General features: G+C 38.8%; 11 protein-coding genes. All 11 read left to right on the top strand.

Translation table 11 applies throughout. The features are described from left to right. The first annotated feature begins 92 nt into the window (after nucleotides 1-92). Nucleotides 93-2,516, top strand: a complete 2,424-nt coding sequence (locus BUB19_RS11460) for a GumC family protein (protein WP_073094701.1) — start codon at nucleotides 93-95, stop codon at nucleotides 2,514-2,516. 1,223 nt (nucleotides 2,517-3,739) lie between these two features. Beyond that, on the top strand, nucleotides 3,740-5,287 hold the full coding sequence (locus BUB19_RS11455) for a lipopolysaccharide biosynthesis protein (protein WP_218588560.1): 1,548 nt from the start codon (nucleotides 3,740-3,742) through the stop codon (nucleotides 5,285-5,287). 94 nt (nucleotides 5,288-5,381) lie between these two features. Next, entirely contained in the window at nucleotides 5,382-6,266 is an 885-nt protein-coding gene (locus tag BUB19_RS11450; RefSeq protein WP_218588559.1) for an SDR family NAD(P)-dependent oxidoreductase, read from the top strand. 34 nt (nucleotides 6,267-6,300) lie between these two features. Continuing rightward, the gene (locus tag BUB19_RS11445) at nucleotides 6,301-8,055 is read left to right on the top strand and encodes a thiamine pyrophosphate-binding protein (RefSeq protein WP_073094700.1); all 1,755 of its coding nucleotides are present in this window, start codon (nucleotides 6,301-6,303) and stop codon (nucleotides 8,053-8,055) included. 49 nt (nucleotides 8,056-8,104) lie between these two features. Beyond that, complete coding sequence (locus BUB19_RS11440) at nucleotides 8,105-9,202, top strand: polysaccharide pyruvyl transferase family protein (protein ID WP_073094699.1); 1,098 nt, start codon at nucleotides 8,105-8,107, stop codon at nucleotides 9,200-9,202. Between the two features lie 7 nt (nucleotides 9,203-9,209). After that, on the top strand, nucleotides 9,210-10,151 hold the full coding sequence (locus tag BUB19_RS11435) for a glycosyltransferase family 2 protein (protein ID WP_073094698.1): 942 nt from the start codon (nucleotides 9,210-9,212) through the stop codon (nucleotides 10,149-10,151). 61 nt (nucleotides 10,152-10,212) lie between these two features. Further along, nucleotides 10,213-11,364 (top strand): glycosyltransferase, encoded by a 1,152-nt coding sequence (locus BUB19_RS11430; RefSeq protein WP_073094697.1) that lies wholly within the window; start codon nucleotides 10,213-10,215, stop codon nucleotides 11,362-11,364. 35 nt (nucleotides 11,365-11,399) lie between these two features. Next, a complete protein-coding gene (locus tag BUB19_RS11425; protein WP_073094696.1) occupies nucleotides 11,400-12,608 on the top strand; it encodes an O-antigen ligase family protein in 1,209 nt (402 codons plus the stop codon). 340 nt (nucleotides 12,609-12,948) lie between these two features. Beyond that, nucleotides 12,949-13,818, top strand: coding sequence for a sulfotransferase domain-containing protein (locus BUB19_RS11420; protein ID WP_073094695.1), 870 nt, complete (start codon nucleotides 12,949-12,951; stop codon nucleotides 13,816-13,818). A gap of 36 nt (nucleotides 13,819-13,854) precedes the next feature. Beyond that, the gene (locus BUB19_RS11415; RefSeq protein ID WP_073094694.1) at nucleotides 13,855-14,913 is read left to right on the top strand and encodes a glycosyltransferase family protein; all 1,059 of its coding nucleotides are present in this window, start codon (nucleotides 13,855-13,857) and stop codon (nucleotides 14,911-14,913) included. Nucleotides 14,914-14,917: 4 nt separating this feature from the next. Continuing rightward, nucleotides 14,918-15,670: a glycosyltransferase family 2 protein gene (locus tag BUB19_RS11410; protein ID WP_073094693.1), complete on the top strand. Its 753-nt coding sequence runs from the start codon at nucleotides 14,918-14,920 to the stop codon at nucleotides 15,668-15,670. The last annotated feature ends 1,307 nt before the right edge of the window (nucleotides 15,671-16,977 follow it).

Raw genomic sequence — 16,977 nt, 5'->3', positions numbered from 1 at the left:
ACCAGAAACAAGCCCCTTAACCCTTAACCAACCCCAATGCCCAGCCCAACAAAATCAAAAAACAACACTAACAATATAAAAACAGCTCACGAATGACCCAACCCGACCCGCAACGGCCGCCGGTGGCAGTGCCGGAGGAAGACCTTATCGATGTCAAGGACCTGCTGCTGCAAGTCTGGCGCATCCGCTTCTACATACTCCTTTCCCTGGGCATTACCCTGATCCTGGCCTATCTGATCATCCGCTTTTCCGTACCCGTGTACCAGGTTTCGTCCAAGTTTTTTGTCAAGGAAAAGGAAAGTCCCCTCACCGGCATATTCGAAAATACCGGCCTGGGCATGATGGGCGGACAGGATGAAATGGTGCTGGGCAACCAGATGATCATCCTCAAGTCCCGCCCCATCGCCGAAGCCGCCCTGGACCGCCTGGCCTTTGATGTGGAGTATTACGAGGAGGAGGTCTTTGTGCAAAAAGAACTCTACCAGAAAACCCCCATCGCCGTGGAGGTGGACTGGACACACCCCCAGCTCGCCAATGGCCTGATCCGCATCGAATGGTCTGACCGGCAGAGCTTCCGGCTGAGCTATGAGGACAGCGAATTTACGCAGATCTTTCCCGACAGCGACAGCCGGGAGCGGCTGGAAGATCCCGCAAGTCCTTCACAGACCTACCGCTTTGGCGAATGGGTAGAGCTGCCCATGAACCGCTTCCGCATCGGCCTTACCGGAGCAGAAGGGGAGGGGGAGCTGCTTATCCGGCTGCGCGACCGCTTCGGGCTGGTCAACCAGTACACCGGGGAGGAACTGCAGATTTCCCCCATGGACAAGCAGTCCACCATCCTGCAACTCACCCTGAAGACGCAGACCCCCGCCAAGGGGAAGGATTACCTGAACACGCTGCAGGAGGTGTACCTGGAGAATGAGCTGCAGGAAAAAAACGCCATGGCCAGCAATACCATCGACTTTATCGATGCCCAGCTCGTGGTGCTTTCGGATTCGCTGATGTACATCGAAAACCGCCTGGAAAACTTCCGCTCCAACAATGCCATTTACGACCTCAGCTCCGAGGGTACAGCCATCTTTGAGCAGCTCAAGGAGCTGGAAACCGAGCTGGCCCAGCAAAAATTCAAGCGGCAGTATTACCGGCAACTGCAAAGTTACCTGCAGCGGGAGGATTATAACAATATCGTGGTGCCCTCCGGGCTGGGCATAGAAGACCCCATCCTCAACACGCTGATCGAAAACCTGCTGGAGCTGCAGGCCGAAAAATCCATGCATGCCTCCCGGCTCACTGACATTTCCCCTCCGGTGCGGGAGGTCAACCGCAAGATCGCCGACATGAACCGCTCCATACTGGAGCTGCTGCAGAATGTAGACCAGAATGCCCTGCTGCTGATCAACGACCTTGAGGAGCGCATTGGCCGGATTGAGGGCACCTTTGGCAGCCTGCCCCAGACCGAACAGAACCTGATCCGCATAGAGCGGGAGTTTTCGCTCAATGAGGAGCTCTATACCTTCCTGCTGCAGAAGCGCGCCGAGTCTGCGATCACCCGGGCTTCCAATACCCCCAGCAACAAGATCATCGAAACCGCTCTGGTCAATCCCCGGCCCATCAGCCCCAAAAAGGCACTCACCTTTCTGATCGCCCTGATCCTGGGCGGAGCGGTGCCCGTGGGCATCAGCATGCTGCGCAATTACTTCAATACCCGGATCAAGGACGGCAAAGAGCTGGAAAGGAAATCTGACCTTACGCTGCTCAGCAGCATCAACCAGAGCGAGGAAAAGGGCAACCTGGTGGTGCTTCAGCATCCCCGCTCCGGGGTCACAGAGGCCTTCCGCTCCCTGCGGGCCAACCTGAACTTTATCCTGCCACGGGATCAGACCTCCGTGATCATGATCACCTCCAGTATTTCGGGTGAGGGCAAGACCTTCAGTAGCATCAACCTGGCCTCGGTCTATGCCCTGAGTGGCAAGAGGACCCTTCTGATCGGCTGCGACCTGCGCAAGCCCCGTATCTTTGACGATTTCAGCCTGAAAAACAAGAATGGCCTGTCCACCTACCTGAGCGGACAGGAGACGGATGTGCATGCGGTAATACAAAATACCGCCTACGAGCACCTGGACGTGATCGCTTCCGGTCCCATACCGCCCAATCCTGCCGAGCTGCTGATCACGGACCATTTCAGGGAAATGCTTGCGGCCATGCGGGAAAGCTACGATACCATTATTCTGGATACCCCTCCGGTAGGTCTGGTCTCCGAGTCCCTGGATCTGATCCAGCTTTCGGATCTCTGCCTCTTCGTGGTACGCTATAACTACAGCCAGAAGCCGTTTATCGAGCACATCAATGCGCTCAAAAAGCAGCAATTGCTCAATAAGGCCTACCTGATCTTTAACGGGGTGGAGAAAAAGGCGCATCGATATGGCTATGGATACGGCTATGGATACGGATACGGGTATTATGCCGAGGATCAACAGGAGAAGAAGTCCTGGAAGAAGTGGCTCGGAAGGGGCTGAGGGAATCAAAATGGCTGGTTGGCAACAGGGTTTGTTTTAGGCTGAAGCCTGGAGGTTAATGGTAGGAAAGGTGGTGAAATGGTCAATGTTTCTTGTTAGTATTTAGGGTTGAATTAAGTAGAATTGTTGTGGTTAAGGGTTAATATGGTTCGGACGGGGCTGAGCAAATCAAAATTGCTTCCGTAAATTGGAGCTTGTTTTTGGTCGAACCGTGGTTGTTAAGGGTTAATATGGTTCGAATCGGTATAAGAAGTGGAGGCGGATTAATTTGCGGAGGCTGGATAGAAGTGGGACCGTGGTTGTTAAGGGTTAAAATGATGCTGGTCGGGCTGAGTGGTGGGGAGGAGATGTCTGGCAGTTGAGCTTATTGGTAGTTGAACCGTGATAGTTAAGGGTTAATGGTAGGAAAAGTAGTAAGCTTCTCAAGGTTTTCTTCTAGCAATTGAGTTTGTTCTAAGCTGCACCGTGCTTGTTAAGGGTTAAAGAAATAGTCGTTTCTCCAAAAATAAAAAGGATTTATGGCGCATCCTTAAGCCTTAACAACTCCAAAAATCAGGCCAACAACCCCTCAGCCGGAAAGGGTCCAGCTACCACAACATCAACCAAAAATAAGCTATTAACCCTTAACCCTTAACACCCCTGGAAATCAGCTCAACTACAGCCCAGCCGGACAACACCCCGCTACCAGGTCAACAACCAGAAACAAGGCTCTTAACCCTTAACAAATTCCCGATAACGCTAACCACGACCCAAAGCAGCCAAAATTAAAAACACGGCCAACTACAAAAAATAACGCTTTTAACCCTTAACAAAGCTGGGGAGCTGCCCAAAAACGGCCCAGCCGGGCAACACCCCGCTACCACGATAACAACCAGAAATAAGCATTTTAACCCTTAACCCTTGACAATTCCAGGAATCAGCCTAACAACCACCTAGCCGGGCAACGCCCCTCTATAACAATAACAACCAGAAACAAGGCTCTTAACCCTTAACAAAGCTGGGGAGCTGCCCAAAGATAGCCCAGCCGGACAACACCCCGCTACCACCGCAACAACCAGAAACAAGCCCCTTACCCCTTAACAAATCTAAAAATTAGCTCAACCACCACCCAGCCGGACAAAGTACATCTACTACAATAACAACCAGAAATAAGCTCCTTAGCCCTTAACAAATTACCGTAAAAGGTGACATAAATTTTTTGATGACCAACTTTTATTTCCTTCATGTTGACTGAAACTAAATCAAATCGTAATAAGCGCATTGCAAAAAATACGCTGCTGTTGTATTCGCGCATGCTCATTACGATGGGGGTTTCTCTTTACACTGTTCGGATTGTTTTGAATACGCTTGGGGCGGAGGATTATGGGCTCTACAATGTGGTGGGAGGAGTAGTTGCCATACTAAGTTTTTTACCTGGTTCGATGGCCTCGGCAACTCAGCGTTTTTTTTCACATGCCCTGGGGCAACAAGACCAAAACAAACTCAATAGGGTTTTTGGTGTTAACTCCATAATTTATCTGGGTATTGGGCTGGCAGCCCTGGTGATCCTGAATACAGGTGGTCTTTGGTTTGTTGAAAATCATTTGGAAGTTCCCGATGGCCGGCTCGACACTTTGGTATCACTTTTCTACCTTGCGGTTTTTACATTTGTATTAACCATTCTTAAATCACCATTAATGGCGATGATTATCGCCCATGAGGACATGAAAATCTATGCCTATATGGCAATTGTCGATGCGATACTTAAACTTGCCGCTGTTTTTTTGCTGATTTATCTGCCTGGCGACAAGATTTTGGTATATGGATTATTATTACTGCTTGTTTCTTTAATTGACACTACAATTTATTCAATAATTTGTTTTAATAGGTATGCTGAATGCCAAATTAAATACATACGTTGGGATGCTGGGTTGGCGAGAGAGGTAGTTGGTTTTACAGGGTGGACTCTTTTTGGGCAATTAACCACAGTGGCAAGGGGAGCGGCAATAACAATACTTCTGAATCAATATTTCACTCCAATTGTTGTTGCGGCCCGATCAATTGCTGGAAATATCGCAAGTCAATCAAACAAACTTGCCACACAGTTCAATACCAGCTTATATCCACCTATTATTAAATCATATGCTGCAAATGAAAAGGAGGAGATGTTTGCATTGGTAACGAATGGATCTAAGGCAACTTTTTTTTTGATGTGGATTCTTGCTCTACCCGTTTTCATTGAAATGGAGTCTATACTTGTCTACTGGTTAAAGGAAACTCCCAGTTATACAGTAGAATTCGCCAGGCTAAGTTTGGTAGAAGGTCTTATATTTTCGATAAGTTTACCCTTAACTACCGCAGCAAGGGCACCCGGCAAAATGGCGACCTATGAATCCATACTTGGTTTTTTTCAATTTAGTATTCTGATAGTTTCCTGGATTTTATTGAACGGTGGTTTTGGACCCGAATTTGTTTTTTATGTTGCTATTTTAGTAAACGTTATAATGTTTATTGTACGTTTACAAATTGTTGGAAATTTAACAGGATTACCTGTTGTTTCCTACTTGAAAGAAACCCTTCCTTCTATTCTCGGGGTTATCTTTATTTCTACTGCTCTTTCGTTGTTAATTAAAGATTTATTTCCAGTGAGAGATTTATTCTATTTTGCTGTATCATTAGTAATTATTTTTGGTATCACAGCAATATCTATATATTATATTGGACTGCCCTCCAAAATCCGAAAAAAGCTTACAAAGCTCATTCACTCAAAATTAAAGAGTCTTCCATTTTGACCGGCCAAAATTTAGAGATAAGAGTATTGGTTTTGATTGAACCCAATTGGCAACTATTTACTTCTGTTTTTTCTTTAATATGTTACGTTCTATCTTGAAAAAACTAAAATCCGCTTTAAAAGTTTGTGGAATACTGATTAGTAATTTTCCCAGATTAATCAGGCTAGCCCCTAAAATTCTTACATCTGGTGGTCATCTTTCTATAAATGTTACTTACGTAAAATATGAAGCGCTGCTAAATGATAAAAGAATCATAGTTACAGGGGGAGGATCGGGTATAGGACTGGCAATTGCGCAGAAGGCTTTGGATTTAGGGGCTGTTGTGCTAATTACGGGTCGGAACTTTCATAAATTGGAGAAAGTAGCAAATACTATTAGTAATCCTAATCTCCGAATTTTGGCTTGGGATGTAAGTGAAACAGAAAAGTTATCAAGTCATTTAACAGAGGCCAAAGATATTTTAGGAGGCGAGGTTGATATACTTGTAAACAATGCCGGTGTGCTATCAAAGGGACTTTTCCCAAATGTAAAAGAAGAGGATTGGGAGCAGGTATACGATATTAACTCAAAGGGCCTTTTTTTTCTAACTCAAGAAATTTGTCGAATTTGGTTAAAGCAAAATACCAGTACAAGTTCTGTCAAAAAAGTAATTAATATATCTTCCCAAGGTGGATATGTGGGAGCAACTTATCCATATAGAATGACCAAATGGGATATCGCTGGTTTGACCCAGGGTTTAGGAATATCCCTTGCACCAAAAAATATTATCGTCAATGGAATTGCACCAGGAATTATTTCTACAGAAATGCAAAAAAAATTCTTAAAGCAAAGAGATAATAGCTATTGTGATTTAAATCCGCAAAATCGAATAGCATCCCCCGAGGAGATTGCAGAATTGGCTGCATTTCTATTAAGTGATGCTTCCAATTTTATAGTTGGACAAACAATCATTTGTGATGGAGGATTTTCACTTAAATAACTAACAACAATCTTATCTACCAAATTTTTACCCTATGAGCACAATGTATACAGACGAGAAGAATGTTCAGGTACTACTCTCGTTACTAAAAGAACATGGAATTAAGCGGATTATAGCATCCCCTGGCAGCTCAAATTCTCCATTTGTAGCCAGTGTCCAGTTTGATAAATACTTTGAAGTTTATTCTTCAGTAGACGAGCGATCTGCTGCATACCTTGCATGTGGTCTCGCGGCCGAGACTAATGAACCTGTGGTTATTAGTTGTACAGGTGCTACTGCGTCCAGAAACTATGGGCCTGGGCTAACTGAGGCTTATTACCGAAAACTGCCCATATTAGCTATCACTTCCTCTCAGCCAATAGCTAGGGTCGGACATCATGTAGCGCAGGTAATCGACCGGTCAGTGATTCCAAATGACGTTGCACGACTTAGTTTGAATCTACCCATTATTAAGGACGCGGAGGACGAGTGGGATTGTGTGATTACGGTTAATAAAGCTATTCTTGAATTAAGCCGTGCTGGTGGTGGGCCCGCTCATATTAACTTACAAACCAGTTCGCAGCGTACCTATTCAACCAATGTACTTCCGCCTTATCGCAAAATCAATCGGTTTTTGTCAGAGGATAAACTTCCAAAGCTTCCTGGGGGTAAGATTGCGGTTTTTGTTGGTTCTCATAGAAAGTGGGACGAGCGAGAAACAAAGGCTTTGGAAAATTTTTGTTTGTCTACAGGTGCAGTAGTTTTTTGTGATCACACAAGTGGATATTTTGGGAAGAATCGACTATTGTTCTCATTGGTCGGCTCACAACAGTACCTTAACAGGGTTCCTTTAAAACCAGACTTGATGATTCATATAGGAGAAGTGACGGGAGATTATCCATCGATTTCTTTGTCCGGAACGGAGGTATGGCGAGTTAGTCCGGATGGAGAGATTCGCGACACCTTTCGCAAGCTCACCACCGTCTTTGAAATGGAGGAATTCGTTTTTTTTACTAAATACACAACTAATAGTGTCTCGGACAATTCCTATTTTATTACCTGCGAAAATTTCCTAAGCACGGTGAGAAAAAGTATTCCTGATCTTCCTTTTTCTAACATATACCTTGCAAGTATCCTGGCTCCTAAGATGCCACAGAATTCAGTAATTCATTTCGGAATATTAAATAGCCTCAGGTCCTGGAATTTATTTGAATTGCCAGAGGGAGTGCGATCTATGTCGAATGTCGGCGGGTTTGGGATCGATGGTTGCCTATCGGCTTTAATTGGTGCATCATTGGCGAATAAGAATAGAATTTATTATTGTGTTGTGGGAGATTTGGCTTTCTTTTACGACATGAATGTTTTGGGAAATCGGCACGTTGGAAATAATGTTCGCATATTATTGGTAAATAACGGTAAAGGCACTGAGTTTAAACAGTACAAGCACCACACGTCTCATTTCAAGGATTATGCCGACGAGTATATTTCGGCTGCAGGACATTTTGGGAACCAGTCTCCTACTTTGGTAAAGCAATATGCGGAGAATTTAGGTTTTGAATACTTGTCTGCATCCTCAAAGGAAGAATTTGTAAGCGTCCATAGTGAGTTTATAAAAGCAGAACCTACGGAAAGACCAATAGTTTTAGAGGTCTTTACAAATAGTGAGGAAGAAAGTAAAGCCTTAGAAATGATGATGAGTATTCACAAAGACACGGTTTTTGGAGCAAAATCCGCTGTAAAAGACGCTGCAAAGGGAATATTGGGAAAAAAGGGTATCGCAACATTAAGGAAAAGTCTCGGTAAAACCTAACTGATTTTATCATGTTTATTCCGCCATGAAAGTTACAAAAAAAAGATAAATGAAGATTAAGATTCTCACATTTCACGCTGAGTTAAATTATGGTGCAAACCTCCAGGCTTATGCGTTAAAAGCGTTCCTTTCTTCAAAGGGGCACGATGTTTCGTTTATAAACTATAAACGTAAACAAAAATATAGTAAACTACTTTTGTTTGTTATTAGTATCATCGGGAAAAGCCCTGGGTCGCCCTATTCAAAATTCAAAAGAAATCTTGTTGAGCTCAAATCCGATTTTCAAAAAGAGAAAATATTTAAAAAATTCCAAAACGAATATTTACCACAGACTACAGGAACCTATCATTCACTGAAGCAATTGAAAAAAACACCACCGGAAGCCGATATGTATATCGTCGGAAGCGATCAGATTTGGAGTCCCAAAATTGTTTTAGAATGCGACATGCCTGTTTATTTCTTGAATTTTGGCCATGAAATTATCAAAAGAATTTCTTATGCAGCAAGTTCGGGTGGAGAGGTATTTTCCAATGACATGCAGGCCGTAGCGCTTGATTCTCTGAGTAAATTTGACCAGCTAGGGGCGAGGGAAGATAGTCTGGTTTTCTACTTAACGCGGATCGGTTTAGCTAAGGCGGAATGGACTCCCGACCCGACATTTTTGATTAATTGGAAAGAGCACCTTAATTTGAATGCTGAAAACAAACGGAAAAAGGTATCAAAATTTATTTTGGCCAAGGGTAACCAGGAGAGAGGGGTAATTTTAGAATCACTTGCCTGTAGTCTGGATTCATTTTCGGATTTGGAAAAACTAGATATGAAGGGTATCAACTTTAGTCCATTCGATTGGATTCGTGCGATTTCTAAAAGCAAGTTATTGATAACGGACTCCTATCATGCGGTATTGTTTGCTCTTTTTACGCACACGCCGTTTTTATTCCTTAAGTGGGGTAAAGGATTTAATCGAGATGAACGAATATTGTCGCTGTTGAAACGACTGGAACTGAATCAGCTCGCTGTAGATGGGACAACCATCGCATCTACCACTGAAGCGTCTTTAATGACTATCGATTGGTCATTCGTTGATGAAAGAATTATCAGCATGGGAGACGTTGGAAAAACCTTTCTAAGTCGCGCATTAAAATGAACGTTAGTTGAAAGAGCTGTATTTTTCCATAATTATCCCTTTGTACAATAAAGAGGACTATATTGGACGTTGTTTAGAGAGTGTCATAAACCAGACTCAAGGAAATTACGAGTGTATTGTGGTAGACGATGGTTCCGTCGATCAAAGCCTTGCTATAGTAACCGCATTTTCCGATAAGCGGATACGTGTTATTTCGAAAGACAACGGTGGCGTCTCCAGTGCGAGAAATGTCGGTATTCAATCGGCTAAATACGACTACCTGGCATTCCTTGATGCGGACGACTATTGGGCGCCCACTTATTTGGAAGAGATTTCAGAATTAATTGGTAAGTATCCTAATAGATGCTTGTATTTTTCATCTTATTATCGGGTTGAAAATGGAGGTGTAAAAACAGTAAAGAGTTCTCCGACGCTCGCAAGAACAAATAATACCGTAGTATTTAATTTATTTAATTTTTTTAAAAATTATCACAGCTACGAACTACCCTTCCATACATCCTGTTGTGTTGTAGATAAAAAGGCAATCCTTGAGGTAGGAGACTTTGACGAACGAATATATTATTATGAAGACTATGACTTTTTTTCAAGAGTTTCTACACAATCTGAGATTGTCTATATAAATAAACCACTTTCATTTTATAATTGTGATGTTGACGAAGAAAATAGGTTAACCGGAAAAAGACCACCCATCGACAAACATTGGGCTAGCCAAATTCTTTTTGGTCTACTATCCAAGTCAAAAAATTCTAATGTAATTTATTTTGTAAATAACATGGCTGTATATCTACTTTGGAAATATGAAAAGGAAAGACTCTATATGAATAAAGTTAAAATGATTCGTAAATTGATTGATACAAATTTTCTTTCTAAAAAATCATTAATCTTTTTTTATTTTCCAAGATGGCTAATAATCCTTTTTCTTAATCTAAAGAACATAAGGGTGTTATAAAAGATCTTTTTTCAAAATAATTTAGCTAGTATTATAGGTAGTTAATTGTAAAGCACAATTTATGAGAATTTTATTATTTGATATTTTTATCACTGGTCATCATTCTGAATATATTAATCATTTGGTTGATTATATAGTTGAAAAGGACACCACTAACGAATTTTTTTTTGTAGTCCATCCGATCTTTTTAAATGAATTCCCATATATTAAAGAAAAATCAGTAACGAACAAAAATATAAATTGGGTTGAAGTATCTCAAAAAGAGTTTGATAGTTCTTGTAATGGTAACATTTTAAAGAAGTCACTTAGACTGTATCGAATAATGAATAAATATGCATTATTATATAAAGTGGAGCATGCTATTCTCCTGTCCTTAAATTCTTTTCAATTTTCTTTAAGTATTTTTAGGTCTTCATATGGGATTAGTGGGATTTTGTTTAAACAGTTTTCGCGAACTTCAAAAAGTAGAAATCCTATTATGTATTATAGAAAATATCTACAAACCTTTTTAGTAACTATTAATAAAAAAATCAAAGAAATTTTCATATTAAATGATGATGTAACAGTAAATTATCTAAATTTACAATTTCGAACATCAATTTTTAAGGTTTTACCTGACCCGATCCCTGAAATATTGCCTTTAAAGGGTTTTGATATGTATAAGCAATACAACATTGATAAAGGCAAAGCCGTATTCTTACATATAGGTTCTCTAGGTGAAAGGAAAGGAACATTTGATATACTTAAATCTGTTGAATTATTGCCAATTGAGGTTCGAAATAAAATTTTTGTTCTTTTAGTTGGTAAAGTTAATTCTGAAATTGAAAATAGGATTAATAAAATGATTGAAGAACTTAATATTAGTTCAGTTTGCTTTTTTGAAAATGACTTTGTTTCTAATGAGAAGATGAAAAGTCTATTTCTACAGTGTTCTTCTGTTCTTGTTCCTTACAAAAATCCCGAATCATCTAGTGGAATTATTGGGCATGCTGCAGCATCAAAAAAGCCAGTCATCAGTCCTTCATTGGGTTTACTTGGTGAATTAGTAAAAACCTACGATCTTGGATTTACCATTAAAGAAAATTCCCCAAAATGTATCAGCCAAGCGATTATTGGTGTTTTAGACACACCTTTTACTAAGACTAGTCGGCAAATGGAATTTGTTAAATCTCATTCTCCTTGTTCTTTCTCAAAAATAATTTTAGGTATTTAAATTTGAAGAATACACTATTTGTAGTTATCTAATTTATGAAGATTAGAGTACCTTATTTTAATTCTTTGCTTTTATTCCAAATAGTGTTCCTGACGTTTTTGGGTTACTACGCTATTTTACTTTTAGCTATTAATTTTGGGTTGTCAGATTTTTCAAGATATGTTACAGTTCCTGTTAGACTTATCATTATTTTTTCTTTTCTTTTTTTATTAATTTTAAATTTTAAATCATTTAAAATAGGTTACTACACCAAAATTTTTCTTATATTATCTTTTATTTTTTTCGTTCGAGTCGCTGTTGATAATTATAACGACTCAATTTATTATTTATCATCCGTTGAAGTTTTTTTTTATTTTCTTTTTTTTTCCTTTATCCCTTTTGTTTCAATTAGTACCATTCCTTTTAGTGAAAGGCTTATTAACATTATTATTAAATCGATTATCACTTCAGGTATTTTATTTTCAATTCTGTCACTTATCTTCTACAGTAATTTCATAGGTGAAGTTGGAAGATTATCTAGTAAGACAGTAGGAGAAGATGTTGTTTCGCCCTTATCTCTATCATATTCTTCAACCTTGATTATTGGAGTAGTTATTATTTATTTTATTTATAATAAAAGGTCTATTTTGGAATATATAGTTGGGTTTGCTGCAATTTTGCTTTCAATTGTTCCATTTTTTCTGGGGGCTTCGCGTGGTTCTTTAATTGCCTTATTCATTCCTTTTCTTGTTGTTTTATTAGTTAAAGTAAATATAAAAAGGTTTTTTCTTGGGTTAATTTTTATATTCTTTTCTTTTTATGCGTTAATCTATTTGTCAGAATATTTTGGAAGTAATATATTTGATCGGTTTTTCAATTTATCAAATGATATTGAACAGGGTAATAATTCGACAATGAGACTAGGAATGTGGGAAAATTCATTTCATCAATTTATTAATAATCCTTTTTTTGGTGATAAACTTGGAGTTAATGGATTTTCTGGTTACTATCCTCATAATATTATATTAGAAGTTTTACAATCCCTTGGTGTAATTGGTTTCGTTCCAATTTTCATTTTAATTTACTCTGGTATTTCAAATTCGTTAAGTCTTATTAAATTTAGTCCTCAATATTCTTGGGTAACTTTTATTTTTTTTCAAAGTACCATAAAAGGATTATTCAGTGGAACGTTTTATAATTCCAGTTGGTTTTGGTTTTCTTTAGCATTAGTGTTTGCAGTAAATAGATATACTAAAAATTTTTAAAAAATTGAATTCGTTTTTATTTAAGTTTATCTTTTTTAAGAGAAATTATTTGAATTTAATTATATTTATTTTATTAGGTACCTAATCAATAGTTCATTCTTGGTTTAGTAGTTTTAAAAGAGATTTTATTTCCGAAAATAATTTCAAAAGACCAAATTCTTAAATTATTTCAATAAGCGGAAGTTTCTAACCAATTGATAATCAATTAAAATTTGATTAATTATCAGATACCTAAGTCAATATATTTATTGTTATTGTTCTTATTTTTTTTAAATTTCCTTTAAAATTAATTATGATCTTATTGACCATCTTATATTATTTAATATAAATACATTTAATTATGATTTTCAGAAGTATAGCTAAAAAATTTATTAAATTTCCATTTTTTAATAAACTTATTATCAATATTAAATTTAGAAATGAAATTAGGCTCGTTAAAGGAAAATATATTAATTTTTCCGAGAATCAATCATTGATTCACTTTACATTGAATAAAACTGCATCTCAATTTATCAAGTCTATTCTTAATAGGTTAGCTAGTGAAAATAATTTAGTCCCTATTAATTTAAATGATTATTCTTTTTATACCCAGATTCCTTTTTTTGATCATTTAAGTGTTAGTCAAATGTCTAAATATAAGGATGTTTTCAAATCCCAGGGATTTATGTATAGTGCTTTTGGTGGAATGTTAAATGGTGTTGATTTGAGTGGATTTAATATTCTTTTGACTGTTAGAGATCCTAGAGATATTCTTGTTTCTTCATATTATTCTATGGCTTTTAGCCACGAGATTCCTCCATTTTCAAGTTCCAAGAGAGAGTTTTTTATTAAAAAACGAGAAAGGGCGTTAGCTTTATCTATCGATGAATATGTCCTAGAGGAATGCGATAATGTATTTAATAGGTATCTTAATTATAAAAAATTTTTATTAGATAAATATCCATCGGTTAAAATATTGAAGTATGAAGAAATGGTTTGTGATTTTAATTCATGGATTTTTCAACTTGAAATGAAAACTGGATATAAATTCTGTGAGAAAACTAGAAAAAATATTATAGATAATCAATTATCTCAGAAATCTAGTGAAAATAAAAATAAGCAGAAACGGAAAGGTATTTCTGGAGATTATAAAATTAAATTAAAAGAATCTACAATTAATAAGATTAATAATAAATATTTTGATATATTAAAGGATTTTGGGTATATTTAGGGATGTTCTTTATTTGTTTGAGTTTTTTATAGTTTTATGAAGGAATCGGAAATTTTAGTGTTAGTTCAATCTATAGAACAACCTCGGGTAATTAAAAGAATTATAGAATTGACTGAAATTTATAACAAAGTTTATATTCTAGGTTTTTCTAGGTCATTCTATAGAGATATTAATTCGTCTTTGTTTGCTAATTACTCTTCAATTGAAATTCTTAAACTGAAATCTATTCCTAATAGAAATTTTTTTTTCCGTGTTGTATATTATTTTTATTTCTTATTTCTTTTAAATTTTCAGTTTAAAAAGTTTAATAATATCTATTGTTTTGGGTTAGATTCCCGTTTGCTGGTTTTTTTTTCTAATAATTCAAAAGTGATTTATGAGATTAGTGATATTTCCTGGCTTTATTTTTCGAGACCTTTTAAATTTTTTTTTAGTAAACTTGATTATTTTTTAGCAAATTTATCATATAAAGTTGTGTTTACTTCAACCGGCTTTTATGAATCCTACTATTCGCATCTTCCATTGCAGAGGGTTTTGATTAAAGAAAATAGATTTCGTTCTTTTAATAAAGTACAACCAATACTAAAATTAAAAAGTGATGTTGTACGTGTAGCTTATGTTGGAGCCTTTAGGTATACTGATATTATAAAGATTTTAATTAATTATTTTAAGAATAATCCTGAAAAAGAATTGAGGTTTTACGGTGATGGTTATGAAGATGTAGTAAATTTTATTAAGAAGCATTCTGAAAAATATCCAAATATTTATTTTTTTGGCCCTTTTAAAAATCCTGACCATCTTGAGAAAATTTATTCTCAAAATAACATTAATTTTGTTGCTTATGATAACTCTCTAGATAATGAAAAAGTAGCTATGCCTAATAAATTCTACGAATCTGGTTTTTTTAATATTCCGATTGTTGTGTCTAAGGGTACCTACGTTGCTCAGCGAGTTCAGGAGGTTAAACTAGGTTGGTGTATTGAACCGAATGATGAAGGTATTAAAATGTTTTTTGATTCTTTAAGTGTCAGCCACTTATTAAAAGCGCACGAACAAATTAAGCTATTGGATAAAAAACAATTTTACGAAGACTGAGGGTATGAGGATTGATGTTGTCACTGTTTCGTTTAATGTAGAGGAGACCATTGCCGATACCGTATATTCAGTAAGCTCTCAATCTTTTCACTCTAAACATCACTTTGTAGTGGATGGTAAATCAACAGATAATACGATTTCTATTATAAAATCCTTTGATTTAAGCTCACTATCCTTCCTTAGTGAACAAGACAGTGGGCTTTACGATGCCATGAATAAAGGCATTCGCATGGCTACCGGGGATGTTGTTGGGGTTTTGAATTCCGACGATGTTTTTTATAATAATCAGGTACTGACCAAGGTTGGATCCGCTTTTCAAGATGATCCTAATTTGGATGCCGTAATAGGAGATATTGTTTTTGTAAAGGAAGACGACCTGAATCAGGTGGTGCGAAGATATTCCGCTAAAAATTGGAAACCATCTAAATTTGCCTGGGGCTATATGCCGCCACATCCTTCTTTTTTTGTGCGCCGGGAATGGTTTGAGAAGTTGGGGTACTACAAGACGGATTACAAAATCGCGGCGGATTACGAACTGCTGATCCGATTCTTGCTAAAAGGAGGCTTGCGCTGGAAGTACCTGCCCATCACCACCACCAAAATGCGCATGGGTGGATTGAGTACCCGAGGCATCCAAAGTCTGATTACCCTAAATAAGGAAATCTACCGCGCTTGCAAGGAAAACGATGTCTACACGAACTACGCCATGATCTATTCCAAGTACCTGTTTAAGCCATTTGAGTTTATTTTTAAATAGCTTGGGAATATATGCGTATTTTTTTGAATTCATTGTTGATGGCTAGTAGTTAATTGGCTCTAAGTCCGTTGGGAATTTGAAACGGGCAATTTGGCAGGATGTCTGATTTTGAATTGAACCGTTGTGGTTAAGGGTTAATGAGGTTCGGAACTGGCTGTGGTATTCATCGTGGCTATTTGGCAGTCAGCCCTTAATTTGGATTCAACCCTGGTTGTTAAGGGTTAATTGGCTCGAAGGCTGTTGGGAATAGAGACGAGCACTTTGGCAGAATGACTTATTTTAGGTTCAAACCTGGTGGTTAAGGGTTAAGGGTACCAGTGGCAGGTGTGAGATCTTGACATTTGTTCGCACCTGGTAGTTTTGATAGAACTTCTTTGTATGAGGAAAGCGGGCAGGGCGACACAAAACCGGAGCCTGTCCCGATTTTTATCGGGAGTGTGCAGGAGGTTTGCGGGGGGAAGGATTTTTGTGCCTTGACTTTCCTGCCTACCGATAGGTAGGTTTGGTACTTTTTGGGCCAAAAAGTACGGAAGGAATAAGCGATTATTACCACATTTAACCTTCGTCCTGCCACCTGCGTCAACCTGGAATCGACCCTTACCGGGCATTGGCGGAAAGCCGGCTTCACTATTGAGCAACTGGATAGCCAATGCAGGAAACGCGAGGCTCCAACTACCCCGGGCTGCGCCTCGTCCCTCGGCTTACCCGGGGTTATCATCCTACCACCCCTGTCGGGGTTTGGATTTCACAAGGGAGATGGCAAATCCCGAACAGCGGAATTTCCTTTGTGCCCTTCGTGGTTCTTTGTGTTCTTAGTGACTAAAAAATCCTGTACGTTCGCTCCGTCTATCCCTAAGTCCCTTCGTCTCTCAGTCACTCAGTCTCTTAGTCCCCCGTCACTCAGTCCTAATCGGGTGGTTAAGGGTTATAGGTCAGTCGGTTGTGCCTGGTAGTTTTGATAGAACATATATGTATGAGTAAAGCGGGAGGGCCGGCACAAAACCGGGGGTGCGGGAGGTTTGCGGGGGGAAGGATTTTTGTGCCTTGACTTTCCTGCCTACCGATAGGTAGGTTTGGTACTTTTTGGGTCAAAGCCTGTCCCGAGTAGCGCAGCGAATCGGGGCCAAAAGTACGGAAGGAATAAGCGATTCTTACCACATTTAACCTTCGTCCTGCCACCTGCGTCAACCTGGAATCGACCCTTACCGGGCATTGGCGAAAATTCAGCTTCACTATTGAGCCGCTGGATAGCCAATGCAGGAAACGCGAGGCTCCAACTACCCCGGGTTGCACCTCGTCCCTCGGCT

Origin of the sequence: Cyclobacterium lianum (assembly GCF_900143075.1) — a bacterium.
GTDB lineage: Bacteria > Bacteroidota > Bacteroidia > Cytophagales > Cyclobacteriaceae > Cyclobacterium > Cyclobacterium lianum.
The sequence above is the reverse complement of the archived record's forward strand: the minus strand, read 5'-3'. Positions and strand labels throughout refer to the sequence as shown.

Bases quoted from the DNA above. Each gene is read 5' to 3' on its own strand.
- BUB19_RS11460 (WP_073094701.1), top strand. From the start codon at position 93: ATGACCCAACCCGACCCGCAACGGCCGCCGGTGGCAGTGCCGGAGGAA.
- BUB19_RS11455 (WP_218588560.1), top strand. From the start codon at position 3,740: ATGTTGACTGAAACTAAATCAAATCGTAATAAGCGCATTGCAAAAAAT.
- BUB19_RS11445 (WP_073094700.1), top strand. From the start codon at position 6,301: ATGAGCACAATGTATACAGACGAGAAGAATGTTCAGGTACTACTCTCG.
- BUB19_RS11440 (WP_073094699.1), top strand. From the start codon at position 8,105: ATGAAGATTAAGATTCTCACATTTCACGCTGAGTTAAATTATGGTGCA.
- BUB19_RS11430 (WP_073094697.1), top strand. From the start codon at position 10,213: ATGAGAATTTTATTATTTGATATTTTTATCACTGGTCATCATTCTGAA.
- BUB19_RS11425 (WP_073094696.1), top strand. From the start codon at position 11,400: ATGAAGATTAGAGTACCTTATTTTAATTCTTTGCTTTTATTCCAAATA.
- BUB19_RS11420 (WP_073094695.1), top strand. From the start codon at position 12,949: ATGATTTTCAGAAGTATAGCTAAAAAATTTATTAAATTTCCATTTTTT.
- BUB19_RS11415 (WP_073094694.1), top strand. From the start codon at position 13,855: ATGAAGGAATCGGAAATTTTAGTGTTAGTTCAATCTATAGAACAACCT.
- BUB19_RS11410 (WP_073094693.1), top strand. From the start codon at position 14,918: ATGAGGATTGATGTTGTCACTGTTTCGTTTAATGTAGAGGAGACCATT.